The following is a 25,867-nucleotide window of genomic DNA, read 5'->3' as shown; positions in this document are numbered from 1 at the left end:
TTCCTGTATTGTGAAGACGATGCAATCCTTTTATGGTTATTTTATCCATCAAATAGAGTGCTTCTATGATTGTTGATTCCTTGGGTGATCCTCTTCCCCTCCACACCATAAAAGGCACATTCCCAAATGAACTGGAAATGTGCCCTCTTCTACTAGATCTATTCTATTGACTCCATGGTATAGGGGAGAAACCAGACTTATCCATTGTTACTGACCGTCCAGCGGGAGCTCCAGACGGAACGTGAACTTCCCCTCCTCATGCGACATGCTGAGCTGACCACGATGCAGTCTTGCAATATGATAGGCAATAGATAGGCCGAGACCCGCCCCGGGGCTATCGTGTTGATCGTTACGAGAGGCTTCCGCCTTATAGAACCGCTCGAACAATCGCTGCTCCTGTTCCTTCGTAATAGGGTGCCCCCAGTTCTCTATTTCCAGCCATACTGTATAATTCTGCTCCCAGAGCCGCACCGTAATTTCTCCGGGCCTTACCGAGAAGTTGTACGCATTCATTAGTAAGTTATCCATTGCTCGAACAAGCAGTTCTGCATCTGCCATTATCATTATCGCACGTTGGGATACATGGACAAGCCGAATCGTGAGCGACGCCTCTCTTGCCAACGGTTCAAATTCAACAAGCAATTGGCGGAGCAGTCCGCTCAAATCAAGACGAGAGCGCTCGATTTCCACTCGATTGTCAGCTAGTCTTGTATATTCGAACAAATCATTGATCAGCTGGCTAAGCTGCTCGGTCTTCCGGCATGCATTGTGAAGGTAGCGCAGCTGCTCTTCCTTGCTTGCTGCCTCCTCTTGCTGCAACAAGTTCAAGTATCCAATCAGACTTGTCAGCGGTGTGCGTAAATCATGCGAGACATTCGTAATAAGCTCCATCTTCATCTGCTCGGTAAGACGCTCTTTCTCGATCATCCGCTGCAACTGTCCCGCCATATGGTTAATAGAATCTGCAATAATGCCGAGTTCATCCTGTCTATCCAAGGTTACACGGGATTGCAGATCTCCCTCAGCAATAGACAAGATCCCCTCTGTCAATCTCTTTAAATCTTGTAGTAAACCACGTGTAAAGAGAAAGAAGTATGCAAGGTATAGAAACAGAAACACTAATGGACTGACACCGTGACCTATTAAATAGGACGATACCGTATCCATGAGCGCCATTGTAATAAAGGTACAAAACAAGCTGAGAAGCGCAAACCAGAACAAACGTCCTCGGATGTTATGCTTACCATGCAGCATCGCCCATATCCTTCTATTCAATCCGATACCCCACTCCCCATACGGTCTTAATATATTGAGGCTCTCTAGGATTCTCTTCAATCTTTTCTCGAATATTGCGGATGTGCACCATTACTGTATTGTCCGTGATGAATTTGTCTTCCTTCCAGACCAATTCAATAAGCTTATCAATGCTGAATACATGCCCCCGCCGCCGTGCCAGCCGCTCCAATATCGAGAATTCAGTAGGGGTGAGCAGCACTTCCTTCCCCCGGACAATAACGAGATGCCGTTCCGGATATATGCATAAATCCTTTATTTCGATAAACGTTTCATCTGAAATCGGGGGCGCCTGCATGATGCGTTCTTCCTGTTCCGCGAAAGATTGTCTGCGCAATTGAGCCTTCACCCTCGCCAGAAGCTCCATCGGATGAAATGGCTTGGCGATATAATCATCCGCGCCTGTATGAAGTCCAGTGATCTTATCCAGACTCTCTCCTTTGGCGGAGAGCATGATAATCGGCACCTTCGTATGTTGGCGAATGGCCATGCATGCCTGCATACCATCCATATTCGGCATCATCACGTCCAGAATAATAAGATCAATATGTTCATGCTGCAGCAGTTCCAATGCCTGAATCCCATCTGCTGCCTCAAACACGGTATAGCCTTCATTGTGCAAGTAAATGCGGAGCACATCTCGTATGTCCGCATCATCATCTGTTACTAATATCCCTTGACTCATCCCATCCTTCTCTCCTTTCTGTAGAACAAGTATAAAGCTTAAGAGAAGTGTATGAACAATCCAATTGAAAAAGAAATGATATTCAACTCCCAAAAGGATCGAGAGTCGAAGGCCGAATACCCGATTACTGCAACCCGCTCCCTTTCCGGCATACATATACGAAGGCTGGTGGAACGTTCAGAAACACAAAATGAATATTCTCGATATCAAAATAGCGAGCCAAATGCGGCTTCATTTGTTGAGAGTATTGGAATGCAACGAATAAACCTCCCGGCTTAAGCGATGCGTAAATTTCCTCGATCAGATGATCACGCAACTGCTGCGGGAAGTTGAAGAATGGCAGCCCGCTCAGCACACAATCCAACTGCTCCCTACTTTCATCCCCCAATATCTTGCCTAGCTCACCAGCATCCGGATAAGCAGCGTATTCGGGATAGTTATCCTGCAATCGCGCCAGCAACAATGGATCCTTCTCGAACAAAATCACTCTGGCCGTATCTCGTTTAACCGTATCGATAAATCTCGTAATGGCCCCTGTTCCCGCGCCTAATTCGGCAACATGCTGCACCTCTTGCCAGTCCACAGCATCCATCATGCGCTGCGCGAGAAATCGTGAGCTTGGCGTAATGCTCCCTATCTGTTTGGGCGTTCGAAAAAATGTATTTAAGAACAGTAGCTTTTCCCGAATCATGTTCACACTCATTTGACGTCTCCCTTTCGCTCGTATCCTTGGTTGTTATTATCATATCCAACATGTCTTGGGATCATAGGGAGTTTGCTCTGAATGAGTTCTTAATGAGTTCTGAAGAATTTCTGAAGGGATAGATTCTACGGATAAAAAAGTGTGGGTAGGTTAAAACCGCTTAACGTCAACTATGATTATATGATTGATCATCCAGCGGTTTCGTAATTTAGTTATATGTGTTCTGTTCCTAGAGTACCATTATACCGATCGGGTATGCCTGCACTTCGGATAGGTTGAGCATCCCCAGAATGCTTGTCCTTGCTTGCTTTTTCTTCTCACCATTGGCGAGCCGCAAGTACAAATCATTGATGCGGATGCTGCGCTTTCCTTACTACCTTGCTTCAGCTCTGCTTTTGCTACTTCCATTTCTCGACTACTTTTCTTCGATGTCCTTTTCCTAGGATTCCACTTCCCCCATGAACGCAGCTTGTGTTCAATGAGTGCACCGTGCCAATAATCCACTTTGAATTGTTCCGCTTCTTTCTTCGCTGGCCCTGTCAAATCTGATGTCGTAATCAACAAGGATAAAATACAATCGTGATTCCGTTTAGCACCAACAAGTTCACGAACCGTCTGCACAGGAACCTTATGGTGACTGGCATAGCACTTCGCCTGAACAGCGGTCTTCTCTCCCCGTCGATCCGTAATCACAAGATCCACGCCCCCATCGCTGCCGCCGACTCCCACCTCTGTGACCCCATAACCTTGATCTCGAAAATAAAGGGCCAACAGGCGCTCGAACTCAGCACCCGTCAAGTCTTCCAACTTACTTGATAAGATCGCTTCATCTTCACGACAACGTGTTGAAGCTCTATTTGTAGTACCTCGCTTTGCCCGGTTTTGCGGTAATCTTCCATTCTTCTTCGATGGCTTCTTTCCTTGAATCGCAACCAAGATCGAAGCTCCGAGCAAAATGGCTATCATAACAGCTGCGATTAACATCCATTCACTGCTTCCCATGTACATATCTCTCCTGTTGTTTATATATCAACATTTTACAACCTGGAAACATTTTGATAAACCCTTGAAATGTCTTCCTCCTCAATTAGAGCATCGCAACAATACTAAAACAAATAAGCCCTTATTAACCATACATGATTAATAAGGACTTCAACTTTCAACGTATTCGAGAGAAGGGCATGAACTTCCTACCTTCATGCGCTGCTGTCGCTCAGATTTACATCATTCAGCTATGTGCCGAACCGCTTGCGATAACCACACTTGCGGCACAGTTCCTCCACAGCTTCTCTGCGGGAGAATCCGTAGAACAAGTTGTTCGCTCGCTCACTTTCAACAATCTCCGAGAATGAGTCACGGTTCACATTACCGAGATTAATAACCCCTTCGCCATCCAAGCAGCACGGTACAACGGTTCCGTCCACGAGTATCGCTGCTTGGGAACGAAGCGCATGGCAGAAGCCTTTGCCATCATCCTCCGGAGCGCTCAAGCTTGGCCATTCAAATTCATGGTCTTGATTCAAATAAACACGATCCGCAATCTTAACACCGCTGCCCGGAACGATCTTCTCTTCAATTCGATAGTCCAAATTGAATTCTTTTTCAATAATTTCAAGCGTCTCACGGTTGCGATTACGCTCCATGTTCGTTTTATTATCCTGCGTCAAATTCCATAGTCGGAACGAGAAGATAACCTTATCCTCTTCAGCTTCACGCACGAACTCCAAAATATCAGCAAGATACTTATCACGGTTCTCCGAGCCAATATGACCATCGAAGCTATGAAGCGAGAAGTTCATCTGGCGCAGCGCTGGCTTGCCAAGCAGCTTATGCTTGTTCTTGCGTATAAGTGTACCGTTCGTTGTAATATTGACCTTGAAGCCCTTCTCATGGGCTGCGTCTAATAGTTCATCGATCTTCGGATGGAGCAAGGGCTCTCCTTTGACATGCAAATAAATATGATTCGTATGCGGCTTAATCTCATCTAGAATATGATTGAATGCATCCAGCTTCATGAAGTTCGCTTTGCGTTCTGTCGGCGGACAGAACGTACAAGCCAAGTTGCATACACTGGTCAGCTCTATATAGACTTTTTTGAACGTTTTCAAGATTGTTCCCCATTCTATTGTAGTAGTTCCGTACTGTCCTCACCCTCTACTATGCACGAAAACGCCCCTGCATTCAACTTAATCCGGGCCGGAACATACAGGAACTAGTACGGCAGAGCAGAATTCCATCACCGAAAACGATGGATTGTAGCGAAGAATAGGGGGTAACGTACACACGTCACATGTGAATATCGATTGCTTGATGGGTTGATCGGAGTGCATCCTTTTGCCGAACTTGAGATAGTTCCTAGGTTCGAGAAGTATCCAAAATGCGCAAACGCTAAAGAGGCCCTTATTGAGAAGGGCCCCACATTGACCATTTAAAGGTCGAGTTTCAAGATAAACTCTGTTTCTGAAGCAATCCCATTACTTATACACTTGAGTTCGATCATCCGAAAGTTCTTCAATCGTTATGTAATCAAAATGTGCCTCATACCCTTCACCTTGCGGACTGCATGCATAGACACCAACTTGAATTGGCTTCGACTCCTGCTCGAACAAATGGGTCATGCGAAGCTGCTTCCATGCGGCACCATCCAGTGAGTAATCGACATAAAAGTCGTTCCCAATCCGGGAAATACGGAAGTAGACCGGAGCATCCCCATTATCAACCTCTTGGGTTGACCAGTCCGAATATCCGTGGTTCGTGACGACTGCGCCGAGCTTATTGCTCCCATCCGGAATATATTCTACAGATGTTTTGAGCCAAGTGTCTGGCGAATAGCGAACCATTAGCCCTGCTTGGTCATAACGGTGAACAGGATAGGAATATACCTTGGTCGTCAGCCTGAAGTTCCCCTCAATTTCTGTATATAGAAAATGTCCATTATCGACTTCAAAGCCATAATGTGTCTTTTGCCAGTAATCGGTTTCTTTGACGGTGCGAACAATGAGTTTTGCAGATTCTTGATTGATCTCCCACGCTCGAGGCGGCGAGTACCACATCAAGTTCGTGTTCAATTGTTCATGTTCAAAATTTTCATGTAGTCGAATTGAATTGCTCATCTGAATTGCCTCCATGTCGTAGTCTCTATTCCATCATAGGTGGAATCATCCCTACTGTACAGGGGCGCAATTAAGATTACGGTGCATCTCCTACATTATGTTGTGACCTGCGGAGAGTCCTGTTCCAGAATAATGCCATTCAATACAAGTCGAACAGGAGCACTAATCGTATCCCCAACCGGACATGTACGCTCAATGAACTGCACGAATTGTTCGACCTGCTCATAGGAAGCATTGCTCTTCACATGGATGTTGTAGCGAATTTCAGAATAGCCTCGGCGCACGTCAGATTTGTTCATGAAGCCATCTGTATCCAAATCCCCCTCAAGCTCCACCCAAAATTGCTCCAGCTGAATATTGAATTTACGGGCATATGCTCTTGCCACGATGGACTGGCAGGCGCCTAACGCACACAGTACGACTTCAACCGGATTCATTGCCGTATCCGTACCGCCCAGCGATTTCGGCTCGTCAATCGTAATCTCGAAATTCCGTGATCTCGCCTTTACAACCATTCCCTCTTGCAGATGTGCAGAAGCAGTAAATGTTTCAAGTGGCATTCATATAACCTCGCCTTCCTATTTTAACCAACATTATATCACAGTTAAAAAATATGAATAGTGAGAATGTTCTCTTGCTTCCAAGAAAAGAAGGGAGACTGCAGCTTTCTGCAATCTCCCTACTATGGTCGAGCTGCAAACCGAGCAGCCCTTATTTCAACGACCACACCTGTGTCACCCAATCTGCATAAAAGTCAGGCTCATGAGATACCAGCAGCACTGAACCAGTGTAGCTGCGCAGTGCCTCTATAAGGGCCTCCTTCGCCCGAGCATCCAAGTGATTCGTCGGTTCATCCAACACGAGCACATTGCTGTCCGTCAGCATCAATTCGCATAATCGTACCTTAGCCTGCTCTCCGCCGCTTAGCGAGCTGAGCGGCTGCCGAATATGCTCCTCCGTCAACCCAGTCATCGCAAGCAGCTTGCGTATCTGCTGATGTGTCATGTCTGTACGGAATGCGCATAATTGATCAAGCGCGGAATCGTCGGATACGAACAGCTCTTGAGCAAAATAAGCGACCTTCACCCGCTCTCCTTGACGAACATTGCCATGCAATGGGGGTAATTCTCCAAGCAGCGTCTTAAGCAGCGTTGTCTTGCCCACTCCATTATGACCGACAATCGCAATCTTCTCTCCTCGTTTCATCAACAGATTCAGAGGCGAGCATAGCGGCTTCGCATAGCCGATTTGTAGCTGTTCAGCCCTCATAATTCTACCTTCAGGCTCTACATGAACTTGGAAAGAAAACCGCGGCTTCGCACCAGAAGTTGGTCGATCAATCCGCGTCATGCGTTCCAGCATCTTCTCGCGGCTCTTGGCCTGCTTCGCCTTGCGAATCTTATTTTTCTGAACAAAATCTTCGAGTCTGGCAATTTCCTTCTGTTGTCGGCTATACGCTTCGTGCTGCTGCAAATTATTAAGCTCGTATACGCTGCGGAATGCCTCGTAGTTGCCTACATAACGCTTAATATTCTGGTGCTCGACATGAAAGATCGACGTGGCAATTTCATTTAAGAAAGAATTATCATGGGAAATGACCAAGAAGGCTTGCTTATACCCCTTCAAATAGCCCTTCAGCCAATCAATGTGCACCTCATCCAAATAGTTCGTCGGTTCATCCAGCAGGAGAACATGGGGTTCTTCCAAGAGCAATCTTCCTAGAAGCAGCTTCGTGCGTTGACCTCCGCTCAGCTTCTCGACATCCCGATCCAGACCAATATCAAGCAGCCCTAAGCCTGCTGCGATCTGTTCCAGTTTCACTTCAATCTCATAAAATCCCGAATGCTCCAGTCGATGCTGAAGCTCCCCATACTTGGCAAGCCATAACTCCAGATTGTCAGCATCTTCGGCCATCTTGTGTGCCAACTCCATCAAATTCTGTTCCATGGCATAGAGGTGCCCAAATGCCCCGCGCAAATAATCGAGCACGGTCATCCCAGGCTGCAGATCAATATGCTGCTGCAAATAACCTACCTTCACATGAGGCAGCCACTCCACCTTCCCTGCATCCGGCAATAGCTCACCGGACAGGATACGCAGCAATGTTGACTTGCCCGCTCCGTTGCTGCCTACAATTCCGGCATGCTCCCCCGGTAGCAAGCGGAAGCTAATATCAAGAAATACTCGTTTATCTCCATAAAAATGGGTTACTTCTTCTACAGATAACATACTCATGTCATTCTCTCCTTTGCATTTGCGTAAATGATGCTCAACGCCAAGCGAGAGAACAGCTTCATAAAGAAAGTATCTACTTGTGTGTATGCAAAAAAGGGCAAGGCGAACGAATCGCCTTGCCCTATACAAATAGCCCTTAATGGTAGTTCAATTCATCCTTAGTGCTGTAGACCAATACGAACAGACCGTTGTCTGTTCGTTCCGCTTGGTTCTGCACCCAAAGTTCATGAACGCGTACTTGTATATGAAAAAAGGAATCGGTTCTTTATCCACTGTTCTTCGATTGGCGTTAAGCTAAAAATGGGCAGACTTCTCCCGTCTTAAGCCAATTTCCGTTGAAGAACAGTTGACAATACCGCCATCCCCTTTCTAATCCTCATCATCATAAAATGGTATTACGAGGAAAATCATACACGATCATAGCTCGTCCTGTCAAGAATATGCAAAAACCGCCGCATTCAAAAGATGCGGCGGAATCAACCAGTAGAAAAATAACTTCTTATTGAGCGCTGTTTATAATATGCTGTGGCACTTTAATCTGAGGGACCACATTGTGTCTAGTGTATGTTGAGTTACTTACAAAATGATCCTCAATTTTTCGTCCGGACTCTTCTCCTGACTTGGTATATTCAAAAGTGATACTAATAAGAAAATAATTATCCTTGTTTATCCGATATTTCATTACTATGTTTTTCATATCGAGCATGATTTGCTTATTACCCTTTTGCTCTGATGTTTTCTTTTCTAAATTATCCTCTTCCTGGCTTGGTGACTCCGACCACAAAAAATGTTCCGCTTCCTTAGCTTTTTCATTTTCCAAACTCACTGTCACGATATAATCATTGCCTTCAGAAATAATGTTCGCTTCATTTGCATACATCTTGATCTGTCTAAAGAGCTCACTCAAATCCATATCCTTCTGTATTTGAGTTGGATTCATCGAATCATCTAGCAACTTCCTCCATTGACCATCATATCCAAGAAAATATGTTCCTTCATCCGTTCTGTACATTTTTTTCGTTAGGTTCACTTCATCAGAATATATCGAACTTTCGAAATATGAACCTATCGGTTCCTTGGTATAGTCATATCTCATTGTAGTTACCTTTGATTCTTGTGTTTTATGGTCTACTGTCAATGTTTGTGTTTGAACGATATCTAAAGAGAAGCTCTTTACACGTTTATCAGCCTCAATTGCTTTCTGCAATACTTCATCTACAGTGGGCATCGTATTGCCGCATGCCGTTATCCCTAGTAATGATAAGAATGCTAGTAGTATGGTTATCCGTTTTTTCAAAATAACAGCCCCCTAAAATAATCTGCTTTACCCATGTTAGCCAATTTATAAAGAAGGGAACAGTAAGTTAAAACCTATTACTTCAATAAAATAGAAGCATTTAGACATCATCGATACATCTAATGGATACAGCAAGACTGTCGACAGTCTTGTTCTTTAACAGAACACCTCAGTTTGTATTCTCTATTAATTTGGTATGATATGGACAAATAACAGTGCACAAGTATTGGATATATTGCGAAAAATGTGTTGCAAAGGACGTCTTGCCCAAACCTCCATGTTTTCCTTCGACGAGCTTGTACCTAAGGATCTTTTGGTTCGCAAAATCGAATACGGCGCTATCGACGTTAGCTTCATCTATGACCTGTTCTTCGCCACAATTCTTAACATAAAATGTTGCGAACTGTTGATAGATTTTCACCTTGGTTCTTCTATATATTTAACGTATATGGAGATGAAAAATATGATTGGTATGAATATTCGTGTGTTGCGTAAAAAGCATAAATTCAGTCAGGAGCAATTAGCGGAGAAGGTAAACGTATCACGACAGACCGTAGCAAAGTGGGAAAACGGGGAGGCCTTGCCCGATATTTTTAAATGCAAAATACTCGCTGAACTTTTTCAAGTAACCTTGGATCAATTATCCCGTGATATGAGTGAAGAAGCGGCGAATCAGCTCGCTCCCACGGGGAAGCAGTTCTTTGGTGTTGTGAAGGTAGGTGATCGGGGACAGATTGTCATTCCCAAACAGGCACGCGAAATGTATCAGATACAAGCTGGTGATAAGCTGATTGTCTTGGGGGAAGATGCGACAAAAGGGATTGCTCTCTTAAAAAGTAATCATTTCATGGAATTTGTAGAGATGATCCAAAAAGCGGAGCGAGAGGTAGATAAATCAGAATGAGCAAAATTGTATTTTTTTCGATACCCGCGCATGGTCACACTAATCCAACCATTCCGGTGGTAGCCGAATTAGTCAATAGAGGCCATCAAGTTTGGTACTATTCCTTTCTAGAATTTCAGGAAAAAATAGAAGGTGCTGGCGCTGCATTCATTGCTTGTGATGAGTTCTTGCCCCAGCTTTCACAAAAGGAATTGGATCGCAAGGTTGGCAAAGATTTTACAGCATTAATTGAGATGGTTGCCGATACGACCATTGCTTTGGATGAGAAGGTATGTCAGGAATTAAGGGAAATTCAGCCGGATTGTATTGTATCTGACTCTATATGCTTTTGGGGAAAATTATTTGCTAAAAAACTAGAAATTCCATATGTTTGTTCGACTACTACCTTTGCTTTTAATCAGTACACTGCGAAACTGATGAAGCGTGGTTTTATCGATTTATGGAGAATGATCGTGGGTTTGCCCCGAATGAACAGAAAAATTCAGTTGTTAAAGAATCATGGATATGAAATTGAGAATTTTATATCGATTGTTCAAAATAATAATGAAACAGACACCATTGTCTATACCTCGAAAGAATTCCAGCCGATGGCGGATACGTTTTCTGAGCGATATGCTTTTGTCGGACCATCCATCAGACAGTCTCCGTCGATACAGATTAATAAAAAAGATAGAAAACGAATCTACATTTCACTTGGGACTATACTGAATCAAAATCAAGATTTTTACCAAAAAGTTATTCAGGCATTTGCAGATACGGACTATGATGTTGTGATGTCAGTTGGTGAAAAAACGGAGATTGCTTCTCTTGGCAACATACCAAGAAATTTTACAGTGAATAACGTCGTGGATCAAATATCGGTATTGCAAACAGCCGATGTATTTATTACCCATTGCGGTATGAATAGTGTGAATGAAAGCCTTTATTTTGGAGTTCCAATGGTTTTATTTCCGCAACATAGCGAACAAGGATTAGTGGCTGATCGGGTTGCTCAACTGGGTGCAGGTTTACAGTTGAAAGGAAAGAAGCCAAAATATTTGGCAGCAGCGGTATCTGAGGTGTTGACGAATCGGACATATCAGGAAAATGCGCTAAAACTGTCAGAAACTTTTCAGAATGCTGGTGGTGCAGTAGAAGCGGCCAATGTGATTTTAACTAAAATTCGAGCGAAGTCTTAATGGTACTTTCATGATCCTTTTTTAAAAATGGGGCAGCTTCATTGAAGAGGTGCATGACGAACATAAATATCGTACTGGGTTGATAGACCTGGTACTTGATGAATTTTGCGTACCTATAGGCACAGTTGTATACAAGCTGTTCATTTACATGTTACTATAGACATTTAATCTGTAACATTTGGATAATGGCAAACCCTAGCGAAAGCAGGGGACGCAAAGCCACGGGTCTAATGTATTTCACAATGCGATGACAGCCGGGTTGCCCTAATTGCGACATTACGTGCGTCTTTTTTTATTGCGCTGCCATTAGGGTGGCGCTTTTTTTGTGCTATTGTAAAGCGTCCCCGGTGTTCATCTCATTTGATCGCAGAATGTAAAAGAATAGGAGATGAAATGATGCGGCCATGTTGTACAGCAACCAACAACGCAATGTACCAAGAACAGCATAAACACATTAAAGCAGGAAGAATGCGGCGTATGACGATTACAGCTAGCGCTGCGCTGTTAGCCGGGATGCTTATCTATCAGCCGACCCTTTATGCAGCGGATAAGCTGGTCGGTAGTATGATTACTGTCACGAAAACGAACAATGCTCCGCAGGCAGGGGCAGACCAACTGCAAGGCATCACCATAGGAATGAGCGAGGATCAACTATTCCAAAAAATCGGACTGCCGGTTCGCAAGGATCTAAGTGAATATGGCTTCGAGTGGTATATTTACAATCAGGATTATAAACATTACTTACAAGTTGGTGTTCAGGACCACAAGGTCGTTGCACTCTATACGAATGCGAATGATTCTTATGGCAGTATTGGATTCGGTTCAACCAAGCAGGAGGTAGAGGCAGCCTTCGGATCTTCCCTCAGTCAAATTAGGAAAGGCAATACGATTTACAATATGGACAACAGCGGACAATATAGCCTGTACAAGGTCGGCGGTATGTATGCAACCGTGTTCTATGATCTCCATCAAGGGAATACGGTGACGGCTGTCCAATTTATTGCCCAGGATGTGGAACTGGCGTTCAAGGGGTACTTTGGCACGCCTAGCAAGCGATTGCAGACAAGCTTTGAGCAACAAATCCTCGATTTGGCTAATGCTGTGCGTGTCCGCGAGGGCATGAAGCCATTGAAGTGGAATGAAAAGGCTGCGGGAACTGCTCGCAAGCATAGCGACGATATGGGGCTGAGAAGCTTCTTCGATCATAACAATCCGGACGGCAAATCCCCGTTCGATCGGCTGAAGGCGGACGGAATCGTATACCAAAAGGCAGGGGAAAACATTGCTGCTGGACAGTCGAGTGCCATCTTCGTTCACGAGAACTGGATGAACTCGAAAGGACATCGTTCGAATATTTTGGGAGACTTTTCTCATCTAGGGGTGGGTGTGTACTTCGGGGGGAATTCAAATGTATATTACACACAGAACTTCGTCACGCAGAATTCCGTCGACGATAAAAAGCCCGATCCTGATGTTGTATCTCCTAGCCTCAGCAAATCTAAGGTTCTGACAGGAGATCCATTCGATGTAAAGGTCGAATATTCTGTGTCGAAAGCAGTATATTCAGCTTCATTCAGTCTTACTTATGACAGCCGCTTGACTCTCTTAGATATTAAGCCAAGCGTTACGATGGCTACCTATCAAAAGTTGAACTATCCGGATGTCCCGCTTATCACGACAAAGAACATAACCGATTTACCTAATGGCCAGAAGCAATTGGATTACTCCGTCAATCTCAACGGAGGCGCTTATGAAGGAGACGGCGACATAGCAACCATCGCTTTCTTGAGCGACCAAGAAGGGAAATATACCTTCAATCTTGTAAATGCGAATCTGTTCAACGCAAACAATGAACGGATCCGAATCGGTTACATTCACTCGTCTACCGTTGATGTCATCAAGCCGTCTGTTCCAAATCCGAATCCGAAGCCAGAGTTGCCTATTTCGTCTTCCTCATCTGAAGGCTCTAGAGGTTCTACTAGTTCTACACCTTCGACTTCTGTGGGAACAATTCCAGCCGGTAAGACGATGAAGGCAGGATTACTGGCAGAGACGATGAAGGAGCATGCAGTGAATGCGGAGTTTAAGATAAATGCGAATACCGTGAAAAAACAGCTGCAGGACAAAAATGCCAAGCAGGTTCAACCCGATATTAGCGATGTAAGCATGAAGGATTACAATGAAGTCTCCTTCACGCTTGACAAATCGGCCGCCAAACTGCTGCAGGAATCAGGCAAGGATTTGCTTCTGTCTACAGCCGAATTCGATATTACCATTCCGAATAAGTCTATTGCGGAACTCATCGGAACGAGCGGACTCGAGCTTGTGGTGTCTCTTGCAGAGCATAAGGACAAAGGTTTTAGCAAGCATCATGGCGAGACGACCTTTACGTCTCCGATGATCACGATCCGTGGGCCGCAAGAAGCAAAGAATATCCTGTTGGAAATCTCCTTGAAGCTGATGGAAGCTACAAAGGATATTCGTAAGGCAGGCGTGTACGCAGAAGCTCAAGGCGTAACAACAAATGCTTGGAGCTATAAACTGGCCGGAATGAAGGCAGCTGATAAGAAGCATATTTCCTTCCAGGTCACGCAGTTCGGCACCTACACGATTGCAGAGCATGCAAGATCCTTCAATGATCTTACTGCACATTGGGCAAAGGATGAAATTGAAGTCATTGCAGCTCACGGACTGTTGTGCGGCAAAGACAGCATACACACATTCAAGCCGAACGACGTTATTACCCAAGCGGAGTTCGCCACCTTGCTTGATCGCTTGACGAATAACGGAAATACTTGGGAACAGCGGATTGCAGAGCCTGGGGCACGTAAACCGATTACTCGCGAAAAAATGGTCGTGATGCTTACGCGGGCATTGAAAATTGATCTGTCCCATTCAAGCGCTTCGCTTGGATTTAAGGATGAAGCACTCATCTCACAGGATGCAAAGACAGCCGTTGTGTACGCAGTGAGCAAAGGACTTATCAAAGGAACCACCGATAACAAACTTGATCCGGCGGGAACGCTCACTCGAGCGCAGGCGGCACTCGTTTTGTACCGCGTGATACACGAGCAATAAGATATTCATCATGACACAAAAAGCAGAGATCCTAGATTAACACATAGGATCTCTGCTTTTTTTTCCTTTTATGGGGTGTACCGCGTGATAACAGTAATGCCGTCGGAACTATTTTTTCTCAGTCTATAACTTTATTTTCTTTCTTCATAGACAATCGAAATCGTATCCTATTGAGCGTTGTCGATAACATCCTTCGGCACTTTAATTTCGGCCAATTCGTTATGCTTCGTAATTGTGCTCGTCACCTTCATGCTGATCGAAATCTTCTGTCCGTTCTCTTCCCCTTCGAGCACAAGTGTAAAGCCGCTTTTTGTTGGGAAGTAGGTTTCCTTATTCACGCCATATGTCATGGTAAGCGTCTTAACATTCATCTTGCCAAGCGCTTCCGCAGCTTCTTCACCAGATGACTCGGACAACAGCGTCTTCGCCAACTCCTTGCCTTTATCGCCAGACATATCCGTAGTCATGATGTATTCGTTACCTTCCACGGTAATCTTCGAATCTTTCTCTAACGGCTTAAATTTATCGAGATTTTGCGTCAAGCTCATTTGGCTCTTAATGTTCGTTTCCCACTGGCTCTTCAACTCATCCGGAACTTTCGCCCATTCGCCATTGACCTGAGAGTATGCTCCTTCTTTGGTGAAGTATTGTTTAATCGTTTGGTTCGTTTGGTCTGACACAATTGACGTATCTTGATAGAAACCAAGCGGTTCCTTTGTAAAGTCAGTTTTGATTGTAATATCCGATTTTTCTTCTTTGCTGCTGTCGCCTTGAATCCCATTCACTTGCTCAACATGGACATCCATTGAATAGCTCTTCAATGTTTTATCCGCATCCGTAGCCTTTTGAATCAATTCTCCTGCCGTAGGTGTTGAGTTGCCGCATGCTGTAATGCCTAGTACTACCATGATCGCTACGAGTGCTGCCGTCCACTTCTTCAAAACCGTCTGCCTCCCAAAATTAGTATGCTCCCTCATAGTAACCAATATCGATAGACAGACAAAGTGAACGTAGCCCTATTCCGAAACAGAAATTAGTAGAATAGAACTATTAATGCCATAAAAAAACCGCCAAATCCGTAGATTCGACGGTCTAGTCTATACATTGCGATTACTTAGCGCTGTCCAATACTTCTTGTGGCACCTTGATTTCGCCAACCTCGTTATGCTTCGAGAATGTGCTTGTCATAACCATATTGAGTTCAACTTTCTGACCTTGCTCTTCTACTTCCATAGACATGTCGACATCGGATATTGTTGGTTGGTATGACTCCTTGTTGACACCAAACTTCATCTTAATGCTTTTAATCTTCATTTGCTCAATCATTGCTTCCATTTGAGGATTACTGTTAGAACCAGATTGGGTCATCAACGACTTCGCCAGTTCCTTCATCCCGTCACCGGACAAGTCCGCCGTCAAGATATAGTTAGTACCTTCTTCGGATACCTTCGAATCTTTCGCTATCGATTTGAAGCGTTCCAGGGACTGCTCTGGGCTTGCCCCTTTCTCCGCACCTTCAAGAATTTGTGCCTTCATGTCATCCGGCATCTTCGTCCATTGCCCGTTCACTTGTGAATAAATGCCGTCCTTCGAAATATACTGAACGACTTTTTGCTCACCTTGACCCGCTACGTTCATTGTCATTTCTTGATACAGATTGAAAGGCTCTTTAGTCATGTCGCTTTTCAGTTTTATTTCCGTATTTTGCTCTTGCTTCTGTTCACCTTGGCTAATTGTAAGATCCTGCTTCACTTGGCTGTCCATAGAGAAATTCTTGAGCGACTTGCTTGCATCAATTGATTTTTGAATAAGTTCATCGACAGATGGAACCTGAGCATCCTTTTTCTCTGTCTCAGTTGTCGTCTGTGCTGTAGAAGAGCTGTTTGCTCCAGCAGCGTCTTTTTTATCTCCGCAAGCCGTCATGCTTACTACTAATATTGCCCCCAACAATAGTGCAACCCATTTTTTCAAAACTTTTTCCCCCTAAATGTTAGTATACTTACTCATATTAACCAATTCATACGTCTCTGTAACAGGGATTTTAGAACTAAAACATGTGTCAAATTGATGAAGGAACTAGATATTTAGTCCCATTCTATGTATATTTATCATTTTTAGTTATACCGTCTATAATCATATATATAGATACATTCTCGGAGGAATCATACATTGAAAAATCTACTCGTTACCGGCTACCGAGCTCACGAACTCGGCATTTATAACAATAAGCATCAGGGAGTTCCTTATATACGCAAAGCGATAGAATCTCGCCTTATTCCGCTAATTGGAGAAGGATTAGAATGGGTCATCACACCTGGCCAGTATGGAGTCGATTTATGGGCTTGCGAAGCTGCTATCTCGCTGAAACAACAATATCCGCAGTTGAAATGCTCCATTATTACGGCGTACGCCAATCCTCAATCACAGTGGAGCGAGGAGAAGCAAACCTATTTCGAAGAAATTATGCGCGGAATCGATTACTATGGCTCGGTGAGTAATGCTCCCTACAGTGGCAAATGGCAGTTCATCGCAAGGGACGAGCTGCTGTTCCGCAAGACAGATGGCATTCTGCTCGTCTATGATGAGGATTCGGGAGAGGCAAGTCCGAAGTTTACGAAGGAACGCGCCTTGAAGAAGCAAGAAGAAGAAGGCTATATCTATATCAATATCGGAGCAGAGGAAATTCAAGCGATTGCAGATGAGGAGCAAAGCAGCATGTTCTTCGAGTGAAAAATTGTTTTGAATAAAATTCGCTTGGTCTAGTGAAAACGGATATGTATCAAGTATGTAAGGGAGCAGGGGCTTCAGTTAATCGTTCCAAAAAAGTAATAGGTCGACTCTATAAAACCAGCGGCAGCTTTGTGTTGTAAAATAGTACACTGCCGCTGGTTCATTGAATGAATACAGCCATTAGTTCAATCATTTTGCATCATAAATTCCTCTAATGTTATCCTCATTAGTTGGGTATCTTTATATTCTCCATCAAACAATTCTCTTTCATGTAGTACTTTTATCTTGTTAAATCCACATTTTTCATAACTCTTGATTGCTCTGACATTCACGATTTGTGGATCTATGTAAATATCCTCAACTTCTCGCTCGGTAAATAAATACCGAATGATAAGTTTCAATGCCAGAGTTCCGATTCCCTTATCCCAAAAATCAGTCTCTCCTATAAATATATCTAGTCCGAATTGCGGTTGATCAAGCTTTGCTCCATATTCATGAATTTCATCCTGTTGTAACGGATAGAACTGTAAATATCCTATAGAAGCATTATTAAATTCAATAATACACGGGGTGACAAAATGCTCTCCTCTTGCCCGTGGCCCATATTTTCCTATAATCTGTTCCCATGTAAATCTGGTACTTGGACCTTCAATAAAACTTAGGATTTTTTTATCATTCAGCCATTTATATAACAAAGCAAAGTCTTCATCAGAATAAGACATTTCTCTAATCGATACCTGACCATCTGAAGCAAGCATTACGTCTTCCCCCTCTAATGGTTTATTTTGTTGAATCCCATCAGCTAACATCTTGCGATATCTTTTTCATCTCAGTAATTTTGAGGAATAGCAGAATACAAGAACCCTGTTGCTGAAAGTAGTTTTGTTCTGTTTTTGTCGCTCAGCCACATTATTTCCCGGAAAATGTTGCACCACGCTCATTCCCACACGTTCCACTTAAACCAAACTAGATTCAAGCCTCAAGCTTTTCCCAATATTCGATCTATTGCAGGCTTCGTAAAGCAGGCCAATTGCTCGGGCAGCTTGTCCAGGGAAAACCAACGCATATCCCCAATTGCTCCGTCTGCCTCATTATTGCGTGCTTCTCCTCCCTGTACTGTTGTATCGTAGATGAGGGACACCCAGTGTTCATCATTTTCGGGACGGATCGTTTCCGCTGTACATAGCAATTGGGTCACCGTTATATCCAGGTTAACTTCCTCTTGCACCTCACGGATAACGCATTCCTCTAATGATTCGTACATATCCAGCTTGCCGCCAGGAATGCTCCATGTTCCTTGTTCCGGGTTCCGGTTGCGCTTGACCAACAGAATTTCGTCATTTTGATTGCGAATTACCGCTCCTACACCTAATTTCGGAATTGCTGTTGTATGATTTGTAACTGTCATTGCCACTCACTCCTTAATCGAATATTCACCATCATTAGACTATTTAGGTCATGCAATGGTTTCACAAAAAGAGGAGTCGCGCATTAAGCGCACTCCTCCATTTCTATCGATATCCAGCCTTACTTGAACCAGCCCTTCTCCTTAAACCGCGTAATCGCCTCGATGCGATTGCCCACATTAAGCTTGTCGAGAATAACTGAAATATAGTTGCGCACGGTTCCTGTCGTGATATACAGCTCTGAGGCAATTTCCTTCGTATTCTTGCCGTCTGCAATCAGACAAAGCACTTCCTTCTCCCGCTCTGTCAGCGGATTCTCTTCCGAGTATGCTTCATCTACCAGTTCAGAAGCATAGATCCGTCTGCCTGCCATAATGCTGCGGATTGAATCTGCCAGTTCCTCGCTCGGGCTGTCCTTGAGCAGATATCCATTCGCGCCTGCCTTCACGGCTCTCTCGAAATATCCCGGACGGGCAAAGGTCGTCAGGATCACGACCTTGCAGCCTGCGCCCTTCAGTTCCTCAGCGGCATCCAGCCCGCTCTTCCCTGGCATCTCAATATCCATCAGGCATATATCTGGATTGTGCTCATGAACGAGCTTTACAGCCTCATCCCCATTGCTTGCCCGCCCGACAACACTCATATCCTCTTCCAAATCCAGCAGAGACGCTAGCGCTCCAAGCAGCATCCGCTGATCTTCCGCAATGACAATACGTATCACGTCCCCACCTCCTTAATTGGCTGCTTCGTCACGATCGGCACTTGTATGATGATGGCCGTACCTTGATCACATACAATGTCCATACTTGCGTTAATGAACTCAAGCCGTTCCTTCATTCCAAGCAAGCCATTGCCTGTCGACTGAAGGCTGGTGTCCATCCCAACACCGTTATCCTGCACCTTAACCTTAAGTTCTGCTTGCGAAGATTCAAATTGAATCGAACAGGACGTCGCATTGCTATGCTTCACAATGTTTGTAACCGCTTCTTTCAAGCACATACTGAGTACATTTTCATAAAGAAGAGAGATATTCGCAAGCTTGCCGCCTTCTAGGCTAAACTCAATTTGAGCCGCCTTCAAAATTTGCTTGATGCGAAACAGCTCATCCTCCAGCCGCGTTCCCCTCATTTGTGTCACCAGTTCCCGCACTTCCTTCAAGGCCGTTCTCGCTGTCTGCCGCACATCATTGATTTCTGCTTGGGCACGTCCGGGATTCTTATGAATAAGCTTGCCTGCAAGATCACTCTTCAGGCCGATGAGCGACAACTTCTGACCAAGCGTATCATGCAAATCACGGGCAATGCGGTGTCGCTCCTGCAGCTTCACCAGATCCGCAATCCGCTTGTTGGCATCCTCCAGCTCTCCTTGCAGCTTATCTCGCTTGTTGCGATTATAAGTCGTTACTGGGAGCAGGATAACTCCGATCATGCTGACAAGAACGAATGGCAGCTGCGTGATGAGCACCGGATTCTTCGTTACAAATCCATAGTTGATCGTCACAATCGTACTAATCAAGTGGATGGTATATAACGTAATAAAGCCGATTTTGTGCTGAATATTACCGATAAAGAACGCCAGAAACAATGCAAAGTATACATATCCGAACAGTACCGTCATTGTAATGGAAATAATCACTTGGAAGGAGGTCCAAAAGTAGACCCACCATCCCTTCGATACAAACGACAACACATAGCAGCCGAAAAACGCCAGTATCATGACTACGCCAATACCAACTTCGTATGGCGAAGAGGCCCGAAATATAAAGTAAAAAGGAAGGATATAAAAGACAACCCACACGTACGGGCTCAATCCCGTACTCCTGTGAAATATGTGATACCACTTCTGCATGGTTGTCTTCCTCCTTCCTCTTGCCATATTTAATTGTATCTTACCATAATGATGCCAAGCCGTGCTCATTATTCCCCTTGAATCCCCGCTCTTGGCGGCTTGATAGAGCTTCTAATGCGACCTGACTTCTGCAGCAGCATCTGCTTGTGTTCCTTGAAGCTAACAAATACCTTTCTCTCTTCATCCCATAGTCGGAATCGGAGCGACTTCAGGCTCGTACGCAGGGTAATTGTCGTTGCCTTCTGCAGCGGAATGGACGCATCATGCGCCTTCTCCAAATTGTAGTTCGGCACCTTCGGACTAAGATGATGCACATGATGGAAGCCGATGTTGCCGGTAATCCACTGCAGCAACTTCGGCAGCTTGTAATAGGAGCTTCCTTCTACCGCCGCCTTCACGTAGCTCCATTCATCTTCATGCTCGAAGTACGTCTCCTCGAATTGATGCTGCACATAGAACAGCCAGATGCCGAGCATGCCCGACAATAAGAAGATTGGCCCTTGGATCATCAGAAATGCCTGCCAACCAATGGCCCAACACAGCAATGCATATAATACTACAATTCCAATATTCGTAATGTGCGTATTCACTTGCTCCTTACGCTTCGCACCTTTAACATTGAAGCGATAAGCAATCAGGAAGATGGCAATCGGCCCGATGCAGAGCATGACCACTGGATTGCGGTATACACGATAAGCTAGACGCGTCCACCAGGAAGCCTCCTCGTATTCCTCAACCGTCAGCACCCACATGTCGCCAATTCCCCGCTTGTCTAGGTTGCTGCTTGTGGCATGATGGATAGAGTGACTGTTCTTCCATTGCTGGTACGGAACAAGGGTGATCACCCCTGTAATCGTTCCCAGTATATCGTTTGCCTTCCGGCTCTTAAAAAAGGATTGGTGACAGCAGTCATGAAATATAATAAATGTCCGAATGACGAAGCCGGACGCCATGACCATGAACACGAGTGATAGCCAGTAGGATACCGAAAGACTCGCATAAGCGGCATACCACAGAACCAAAAGCGGTAAAATCGTATTGCATATTTGTCGAATGCTCGATCGCATATCGATCTGTTCATAAGGCGCTACTTCCTTCTTCAAGCTAGTAAGCTTCGAATCGGCCATCTTGTCAGTTCCCCCTAAATTGTTAACGAACATAGGTGATATCGTATGAACCCATACTTAATTATCTTAAGTATAGAGAATCCGTGTCATCCGCAGTAGTCATAAACGTCAGATAAGGGACATGATAAATGTCATATATGTCACGTTAAAACATGCAAACATAGGCGCGCCGATCCGCAAACAAACAAGCAGCCTGCTGAAATAGGTCAGCAGGCTGCTTGTTACTTCTTATTTATGAAGCGCGAATCGGATTGCGCGTCCGATCAAGCCGGGAAGTACAGATAAATGCCCTTCACCAGGAAATACATGAAAATCCACGGACAAGCCGTTCTCCTCCAGCTTGTTCAAGCGCTGGTACATCTCCTCCGCATTATGCAGCATCCGATTCGGGTGTGAGGCTTCCTCTTCCCCAACGGTCATGAGCAGCCGCACAGGGGTTGGATCAGGCTCTACAGTTCGGTTCGCCGTAAATACCTGCTCCGCCTCCAGCACGCAGCGATTGCTCCACCAAATAGAGGGGCTGCCCGCAATATAAGTCTGGAACAGATCAGGCTTCGTGAACATCGTATTCAGTGTGAATAAGCCACCGAGTGAATGACCGAACAAAGCCTGCTTCGAACGATCAATCGGATACGCCTCTTCGATTGCTGGCTTCAGCTCTTCCTCGATGAAGCGAAGGAAGTTGTCGCCGCCTCCAGTTGGCGGCCATTCCTCCCCGCCTGGTCTTGGCGGCAAGGATGCACGATCCGTTGGAGGTGTCAGTTCATAGAAGCGATCCGCAGGAAAGTTTCCTTCCGTCAAATAACCAATCCCTACAACAACCAGAGGGCCGAAGCCGCGAATGCCTCGCCCCTTCAACACGCGAGCCGACTCCGCGCAAAGAGGAAATAACGCGTTGCCGTCGAGCACATACAGAACCGGGTACCCCTCCGAAGGAGCTTCGCCCTCGGGAACACTAACACTAATTCGATAATCTCGGTGCGTATGCGTGGAACCCATATTGTAAACCGTAGAACGCGGCAGCGTAATCGGTTGTTCTGCTATTTTCATGCTGGTTCCTCCCCTATTGTGCGGAATGAATTCCGATGACTCTGCCGATGTCAATGTTATGTCTTTCGAACATCGGACCTATTTCGGAGCTCGATAGAGCAAGTAGATAAAATACGGAACGCCGAGCAGCGCCACAACGACACCTGCCGGCAATGATATCGGCGCAAAAATCGTTCTGCCGATATAATCGGAGACGACAACGATAACCATCCCGATTATTCCGCACACGGGCAGCATGCGATGATGACTCACACCGACCAGCTTCCGTGCAATATGCGGTGCGATCAAGCCGACGAAGCCAATGCTGCCGGATACGGATACACAAGCACTGACAAGCCCAATGCTGGCTATGAGCAGTAAATTTGTCTCCCGATTGACTGCCACGCCAAGACTCATCGCACTGTCTCGCTCGAATTGCAGCAAGTCCAGCTTCCGTGACTTGAACCAAATGAATGGGACGCAAATGATGAGCCATGGCAATGCAGCCACAACGTAATGCCAGTTCGCATTCCACACGCTGCCTGACATCCACACCGTTGCCATCTCGAAGTCCTGCGGATTCATCTTCAATGAAATATACATAGACAATGCCCCGAGACCAGAAGCTACCGCAATACCAACTAAGATCAAGCGCTGCGGATCAAGCCTGCCTCGATGCCATGAGAACGCAAAAATAAAGATAGCTGCCAGCAAGCCACCGACAAGTCCAAACAAAGGCATAGCCATTACTGCAAACCAATCTGTGCCGACGATCTTCCCTTGGAAGAAAAACATAAACAGTACGACTGCAGCTCCGGCACCAGAGTTTATACCCAAAATCCCTGGATCGGCAAGGCCATTCCGCGTAATGCCTTGAATAACAGCACCTGCTATGCCAAGACCCAAACCTACCATTGCAGACAGCACAATGCGCGGCAGTCTGAACTCGAAGATAACAAGCTCATGATCCGGCTTCGGATCAATGCCCAGGATGGTATTGAAGACATCTTTCACCGTCATATCGAAGACGCCATTTGTCACGCTTATATAGACCGCCGTACAGAACAATGCGAGCCCAACGCCAAATACAACCCACCAACGAAGCAATGAATCTCTATGCACGTCCTCCCCCTCCTTTTTTGCGAATGAGATAGAGGAAGAATGGAACCCCAATTAAGGCTGTTACTACACCGACTGGAGTTTCGAATGGATGATTGATGAATCTGCTGAGTACATCAGCAAGGCCAAGGAACAAGGCCCCCAGCAAGCCTGCACAAGGCACCGTCCACCGGTAATCCAGTCCAACCATCATACGTGCAATATGAGGAACAATTAAACCAACGAAGCCAATCTTGCCTGCCAGCGCTACCGAAATACCGGTCAAAATGACGACTGAAGCGGTTGCAAGCAGCTTTACAAAAAACGTCTTCTGCCCCAAGCCAGCCGCAACATCTTCGCCAAGCGAGAGTGTCGTAATTGATCTGGTGACAGACATCGCCAGAATAAATCCAACAATAGCAAATGGAATAACAAGCTTAATTAACTGGGGATCCAATTGATGAAGCCTAGCGTTATACCAGAAGCTGATATTCTGCGAAATTTGAAAATAAACGGCGATCGCAGATGAAATGCTGCTGAGCAGGGTTCCGATAACCGTTCCGACAATCGCCATCTTCACTGGCGACAACCCACCCGGAATTGTGGAGGCCAATCCCCACACGACAACGACGCCAAACAATGAACCTAATAACGAAAAGAAAATCATTTCAATGGATGACGCAGAAGGAACCAAAATCGTGCACAGCGTAATGACGAAGGCCGAACCATCAGATACCCCCATAATAGAAGGGGATGCAAGATAGTTTCTTGTCATCCCCTGCATCATGGCTCCTGATACGGCTAGGAACGCCCCGATCAAGAGCGCCCCTATTGCCCTCGGCATGCGCGAGTGCAAAATAATTTGGTGATCTACATTGTCCGGATTGAAGTGGAACACAGCATTCCATACGGTATTCGCATCAATGTTCTTGGCTCCATAGAGCACAGATAATACGATGACCGCCACCATGGCAATTGGTGACAAGATCATGATTGCAATCGCCAATGCCTTCTTATTATGCATATCGTACCAACCTGTTGTTTATTATTTGAACATCTGAATTATTGGGACAGCTTATCTACTGCTGCTTCAAGGAACAAGAATTTGCTGAGCGCTGTGCCGCCTTGTGCGAGCGGGTCCACAACATTGACGAACACTTTGCCGTTCTTCACCGCATTAACGCTCTTCCAGATTGGATTGTTCTCCAAATCCTCCAGTGCTTTCGGTGTATTCTTGTTCTCATCTGGAGAGAACTGAACGAACAGATAGTCAGGATTGATTTCCGAGAATTTCTCCAGCGAGATCAATTCTTGCGCCTTCGCTGCTTTCACTTCTGCGGGAGCCGTCAGACCCAAATCGTTATAGAGGGAAGCATTAAAGAAGACTCCCTCAGGGTAGATCGCCAGATCGCCCTTACGAACACGAACCGCCAGTACCTTCTTGTCCTTCAGCTTGTCGCCGAACTTCGCTTTCGTCGCATCCAAGTCGGCTTTATACTTGTTCAAAGCCTCTTCCGCTTCTTTCTCCTTGCCTGTTAGTTCTGCCAAGAGCTTCAGATTGGCTTCCCAGTTCGTAGACACGTGTGATACCGGAATGGTAGTCGTAATTTTTTTGAAGTTCTCGATAGCCTCTGGCTTGAACTTCGTAGAAGCGAGGATGACGTCAGGCTTCAGCTTCAAGATTCCTTCGTAATCCGGCTCCATCTTCTCTCCGACCGATACGGCTTCCGTTGTCGCTTTCTTGAACAAGTCAGGGAACTGCCCGCTTACACTAATTGCACCAACTGGCTTCGCGTCAAGTACAACCGCATCTTCCATGGACTCCATAGAACCAGAAATTACGATGCGAAGTTCCTTTTTAGCAGGGATCGTATACGTTTGATCCAAATACGTAATTGTTTTTGTTTCGCCGGATGGTGCCGACTCTTTATCTTTATTGTCTGTGTTAGACGCTGCAGGTGCAGTCGTTTCCGTGCCTGAACCGTTCTTCGCATCAGCGCCTTCTTTCGCGCCACCAGCACCGCATGCTGTCAATGCCAGTGAAAGTGAAAGCAATAATAACCCCTTAACCATCCATTTGTTCATTTATTTCTGAACTCCCTTCGAACGTTTCAATTGATAATGATTATCACTATTAAATGAT

At 45.3% G+C, this 25,867-nt stretch carries 24 protein-coding genes and 1 riboswitch; of the genes, 4 read left to right on the top strand and 20 right to left on the bottom strand.

Translation table 11 applies throughout. The features are described 5' to 3' along the window. Positions 1-207: 207 nt before the first annotated feature. The 9 genes from RQP50_RS24445 to RQP50_RS24405 form a co-directional block, all read right to left on the bottom strand. Positions 208-1,275, bottom strand: coding sequence for a sensor histidine kinase (locus RQP50_RS24445; protein ID WP_315747033.1), 1,068 nt, complete (start codon positions 1,273-1,275; stop codon positions 208-210). Beyond that, positions 1,268-1,978, bottom strand: a complete 711-nt coding sequence (locus tag RQP50_RS24440; protein ID WP_021255341.1) for a response regulator transcription factor — start codon at positions 1,976-1,978, stop codon at positions 1,268-1,270. The genes RQP50_RS24445 and RQP50_RS24440 overlap by 8 nt, the downstream gene beginning before the upstream one ends. 124 nt (positions 1,979-2,102) lie before the next feature. Next, entirely contained in the window at positions 2,103-2,681 is a 579-nt protein-coding gene (locus tag RQP50_RS24435; RefSeq protein ID WP_315747032.1) for a class I SAM-dependent methyltransferase, read from the bottom strand. Positions 2,682-2,921: 240 nt separating this feature from the next. Then, positions 2,922-3,683, bottom strand: a complete 762-nt coding sequence (locus tag RQP50_RS24430; protein WP_072730127.1) for a restriction endonuclease — start codon at positions 3,681-3,683, stop codon at positions 2,922-2,924. Positions 3,684-3,913: 230 nt separating this feature from the next. Then, positions 3,914-4,789 (bottom strand): radical SAM/SPASM domain-containing protein, encoded by an 876-nt coding sequence (locus RQP50_RS24425; RefSeq protein WP_315747031.1) that lies wholly within the window; start codon positions 4,787-4,789, stop codon positions 3,914-3,916. Between the two features lie 366 nt (positions 4,790-5,155). Next, positions 5,156-5,794, bottom strand: coding sequence for a DUF1349 domain-containing protein (locus RQP50_RS24420; protein ID WP_072730125.1), 639 nt, complete (start codon positions 5,792-5,794; stop codon positions 5,156-5,158). 95 nt (positions 5,795-5,889) lie between these two features. Further along, on the bottom strand, positions 5,890-6,354 hold the full coding sequence (locus tag RQP50_RS24415) for an OsmC family protein (protein ID WP_174807836.1): 465 nt from the start codon (positions 6,352-6,354) through the stop codon (positions 5,890-5,892). A 151-nt stretch (positions 6,355-6,505) separates the two neighbouring features. Further along, positions 6,506-8,029, bottom strand: a complete 1,524-nt coding sequence (locus RQP50_RS24410) for an ABC-F family ATP-binding cassette domain-containing protein (RefSeq protein ID WP_315747030.1) — start codon at positions 8,027-8,029, stop codon at positions 6,506-6,508. Positions 8,030-8,528: 499 nt separating this feature from the next. Continuing rightward, positions 8,529-9,326, bottom strand: coding sequence for a DUF6612 family protein (locus RQP50_RS24405; protein ID WP_315747029.1), 798 nt, complete (start codon positions 9,324-9,326; stop codon positions 8,529-8,531). A gap of 226 nt (positions 9,327-9,552) precedes the next feature. Between RQP50_RS24405 and RQP50_RS24400 the strand changes: the two genes are divergently transcribed. The 3 genes from RQP50_RS24400 to RQP50_RS24390 all read left to right on the top strand — a co-directional run bounded on the left by RQP50_RS24400 (position 9,553) and on the right by RQP50_RS24390 (position 14,486). After that, positions 9,553-10,230 (top strand): helix-turn-helix transcriptional regulator, encoded by a 678-nt coding sequence (locus RQP50_RS24400; protein ID WP_315747028.1) that lies wholly within the window; start codon positions 9,553-9,555, stop codon positions 10,228-10,230. Then, complete coding sequence (locus RQP50_RS24395) at positions 10,227-11,408, top strand: macrolide family glycosyltransferase (RefSeq protein WP_072730120.1); 1,182 nt, start codon at positions 10,227-10,229, stop codon at positions 11,406-11,408. The genes RQP50_RS24400 and RQP50_RS24395 overlap by 4 nt, the downstream gene beginning before the upstream one ends. Before the next feature lie 177 nt (positions 11,409-11,585). After that, positions 11,586-11,675: riboswitch (cyclic di-GMP riboswitch) on the top strand. Positions 11,676-11,885: 210 nt separating this feature from the next. Next, positions 11,886-14,486: a CAP-associated domain-containing protein gene (locus tag RQP50_RS24390; RefSeq protein WP_315747027.1), complete on the top strand. Its 2,601-nt coding sequence runs from the start codon at positions 11,886-11,888 to the stop codon at positions 14,484-14,486. 167 nt (positions 14,487-14,653) lie between these two features. Here RQP50_RS24390 and RQP50_RS24385 read toward each other — a convergent pair whose 3' ends face one another. Continuing rightward, on the bottom strand, positions 14,654-15,427 hold the full coding sequence (locus tag RQP50_RS24385; protein WP_072730119.1) for a DUF6612 family protein: 774 nt from the start codon (positions 15,425-15,427) through the stop codon (positions 14,654-14,656). A 169-nt stretch (positions 15,428-15,596) separates the two neighbouring features. Then, positions 15,597-16,457: a DUF6612 family protein gene (locus RQP50_RS24380; RefSeq protein WP_072730118.1), complete on the bottom strand. Its 861-nt coding sequence runs from the start codon at positions 16,455-16,457 to the stop codon at positions 15,597-15,599. Between the two features lie 198 nt (positions 16,458-16,655). On the opposite strand from RQP50_RS24380, the gene RQP50_RS24375 reads away from it, so the two are divergent. Beyond that, complete coding sequence (locus RQP50_RS24375) at positions 16,656-17,216, top strand: SLOG family protein (RefSeq protein WP_315747026.1); 561 nt, start codon at positions 16,656-16,658, stop codon at positions 17,214-17,216. Between the two features lie 185 nt (positions 17,217-17,401). On the opposite strand, the gene RQP50_RS24370 is transcribed toward RQP50_RS24375, so the two are convergent. From RQP50_RS24370 to RQP50_RS24330, 9 genes are all read right to left on the bottom strand, one after another. After that, on the bottom strand, positions 17,402-18,025 hold the full coding sequence (locus RQP50_RS24370) for a GNAT family N-acetyltransferase (protein WP_315747025.1): 624 nt from the start codon (positions 18,023-18,025) through the stop codon (positions 17,402-17,404). Positions 18,026-18,195: 170 nt separating this feature from the next. Beyond that, on the bottom strand, positions 18,196-18,624 hold the full coding sequence (locus tag RQP50_RS24365; RefSeq protein ID WP_315747024.1) for an NUDIX domain-containing protein: 429 nt from the start codon (positions 18,622-18,624) through the stop codon (positions 18,196-18,198). 119 nt (positions 18,625-18,743) lie between these two features. Continuing rightward, on the bottom strand, positions 18,744-19,343 hold the full coding sequence (locus RQP50_RS24360) for a response regulator transcription factor (RefSeq protein ID WP_021261013.1): 600 nt from the start codon (positions 19,341-19,343) through the stop codon (positions 18,744-18,746). Then, entirely contained in the window at positions 19,340-20,470 is a 1,131-nt protein-coding gene (locus RQP50_RS24355; protein ID WP_315747023.1) for a sensor histidine kinase, read from the bottom strand. Before RQP50_RS24355 ends, RQP50_RS24360 begins: the two co-directional genes overlap by 4 nt. A gap of 68 nt (positions 20,471-20,538) precedes the next feature. Next, entirely contained in the window at positions 20,539-21,597 is a 1,059-nt protein-coding gene (locus RQP50_RS24350; RefSeq protein ID WP_072730114.1) for a fatty acid desaturase, read from the bottom strand. Between the two features lie 228 nt (positions 21,598-21,825). Beyond that, positions 21,826-22,647 carry an alpha/beta hydrolase gene (locus tag RQP50_RS24345; protein WP_315747022.1) on the bottom strand — a complete coding sequence of 274 codons (822 nt, stop codon included), beginning with the start codon at positions 22,645-22,647 and terminating at the stop codon, positions 21,826-21,828. Positions 22,648-22,725: 78 nt separating this feature from the next. Then, positions 22,726-23,748: a FecCD family ABC transporter permease gene (locus RQP50_RS24340; protein WP_394358430.1), complete on the bottom strand. Its 1,023-nt coding sequence runs from the start codon at positions 23,746-23,748 to the stop codon at positions 22,726-22,728. Continuing rightward, a complete protein-coding gene (locus tag RQP50_RS24335; RefSeq protein WP_315747021.1) occupies positions 23,741-24,748 on the bottom strand; it encodes a FecCD family ABC transporter permease in 1,008 nt (335 codons plus the stop codon). The genes RQP50_RS24340 and RQP50_RS24335 overlap by 8 nt, the downstream gene beginning before the upstream one ends. Before the next feature lie 38 nt (positions 24,749-24,786). Then, a complete protein-coding gene (locus RQP50_RS24330; RefSeq protein ID WP_072730110.1) occupies positions 24,787-25,809 on the bottom strand; it encodes an ABC transporter substrate-binding protein in 1,023 nt (340 codons plus the stop codon). Positions 25,810-25,867: the final 58 nt, after the last annotated feature.

It is taken from the genome of Paenibacillus suaedae (assembly GCF_032337355.1).
GTDB classification, from domain to species: Bacteria; Bacillota; Bacilli; order Paenibacillales; family Paenibacillaceae; genus Paenibacillus_B; species Paenibacillus_B suaedae.
This window is presented reverse-complemented; position numbering and strand designations above follow the sequence as displayed.

What these genes read in the sequence shown, in the direction of transcription:
- RQP50_RS24440 (WP_021255341.1), bottom strand. Translation starts at nt 1,978, where the DNA reads ATGAGTCAAGGGATATTAGTAACAGATGATGATGCGGACATACGAGAT.
- RQP50_RS24435 (WP_315747032.1), bottom strand. Translation starts at nt 2,681, where the DNA reads ATGAGTGTGAACATGATTCGGGAAAAGCTACTGTTCTTAAATACATTT.
- RQP50_RS24430 (WP_072730127.1), bottom strand. Translation starts at nt 3,683, where the DNA reads ATGGGAAGCAGTGAATGGATGTTAATCGCAGCTGTTATGATAGCCATT.
- RQP50_RS24420 (WP_072730125.1), bottom strand. Translation starts at nt 5,794, where the DNA reads ATGAGCAATTCAATTCGACTACATGAAAATTTTGAACATGAACAATTG.
- RQP50_RS24415 (WP_174807836.1), bottom strand. Translation starts at nt 6,354, where the DNA reads ATGCCACTTGAAACATTTACTGCTTCTGCACATCTGCAAGAGGGAATG.
- RQP50_RS24410 (WP_315747030.1), bottom strand. Translation starts at nt 8,029, where the DNA reads ATGAGTATGTTATCTGTAGAAGAAGTAACCCATTTTTATGGAGATAAA.
- RQP50_RS24395 (WP_072730120.1), top strand. Translation starts at nt 10,227, where the DNA reads ATGAGCAAAATTGTATTTTTTTCGATACCCGCGCATGGTCACACTAAT.
- RQP50_RS24390 (WP_315747027.1), top strand. Translation starts at nt 11,886, where the DNA reads ATGACGATTACAGCTAGCGCTGCGCTGTTAGCCGGGATGCTTATCTAT.
- RQP50_RS24370 (WP_315747025.1), bottom strand. Translation starts at nt 18,025, where the DNA reads ATGTTAGCTGATGGGATTCAACAAAATAAACCATTAGAGGGGGAAGAC.
- RQP50_RS24365 (WP_315747024.1), bottom strand. Translation starts at nt 18,624, where the DNA reads ATGACAGTTACAAATCATACAACAGCAATTCCGAAATTAGGTGTAGGA.
- RQP50_RS24355 (WP_315747023.1), bottom strand. Translation starts at nt 20,470, where the DNA reads ATGCAGAAGTGGTATCACATATTTCACAGGAGTACGGGATTGAGCCCG.
- RQP50_RS24350 (WP_072730114.1), bottom strand. Translation starts at nt 21,597, where the DNA reads ATGGCCGATTCGAAGCTTACTAGCTTGAAGAAGGAAGTAGCGCCTTAT.
- RQP50_RS24345 (WP_315747022.1), bottom strand. Translation starts at nt 22,647, where the DNA reads ATGAAAATAGCAGAACAACCGATTACGCTGCCGCGTTCTACGGTTTAC.
- RQP50_RS24335 (WP_315747021.1), bottom strand. Translation starts at nt 24,748, where the DNA reads ATGCATAATAAGAAGGCATTGGCGATTGCAATCATGATCTTGTCACCA.
- RQP50_RS24330 (WP_072730110.1), bottom strand. Translation starts at nt 25,809, where the DNA reads ATGAACAAATGGATGGTTAAGGGGTTATTATTGCTTTCACTTTCACTG.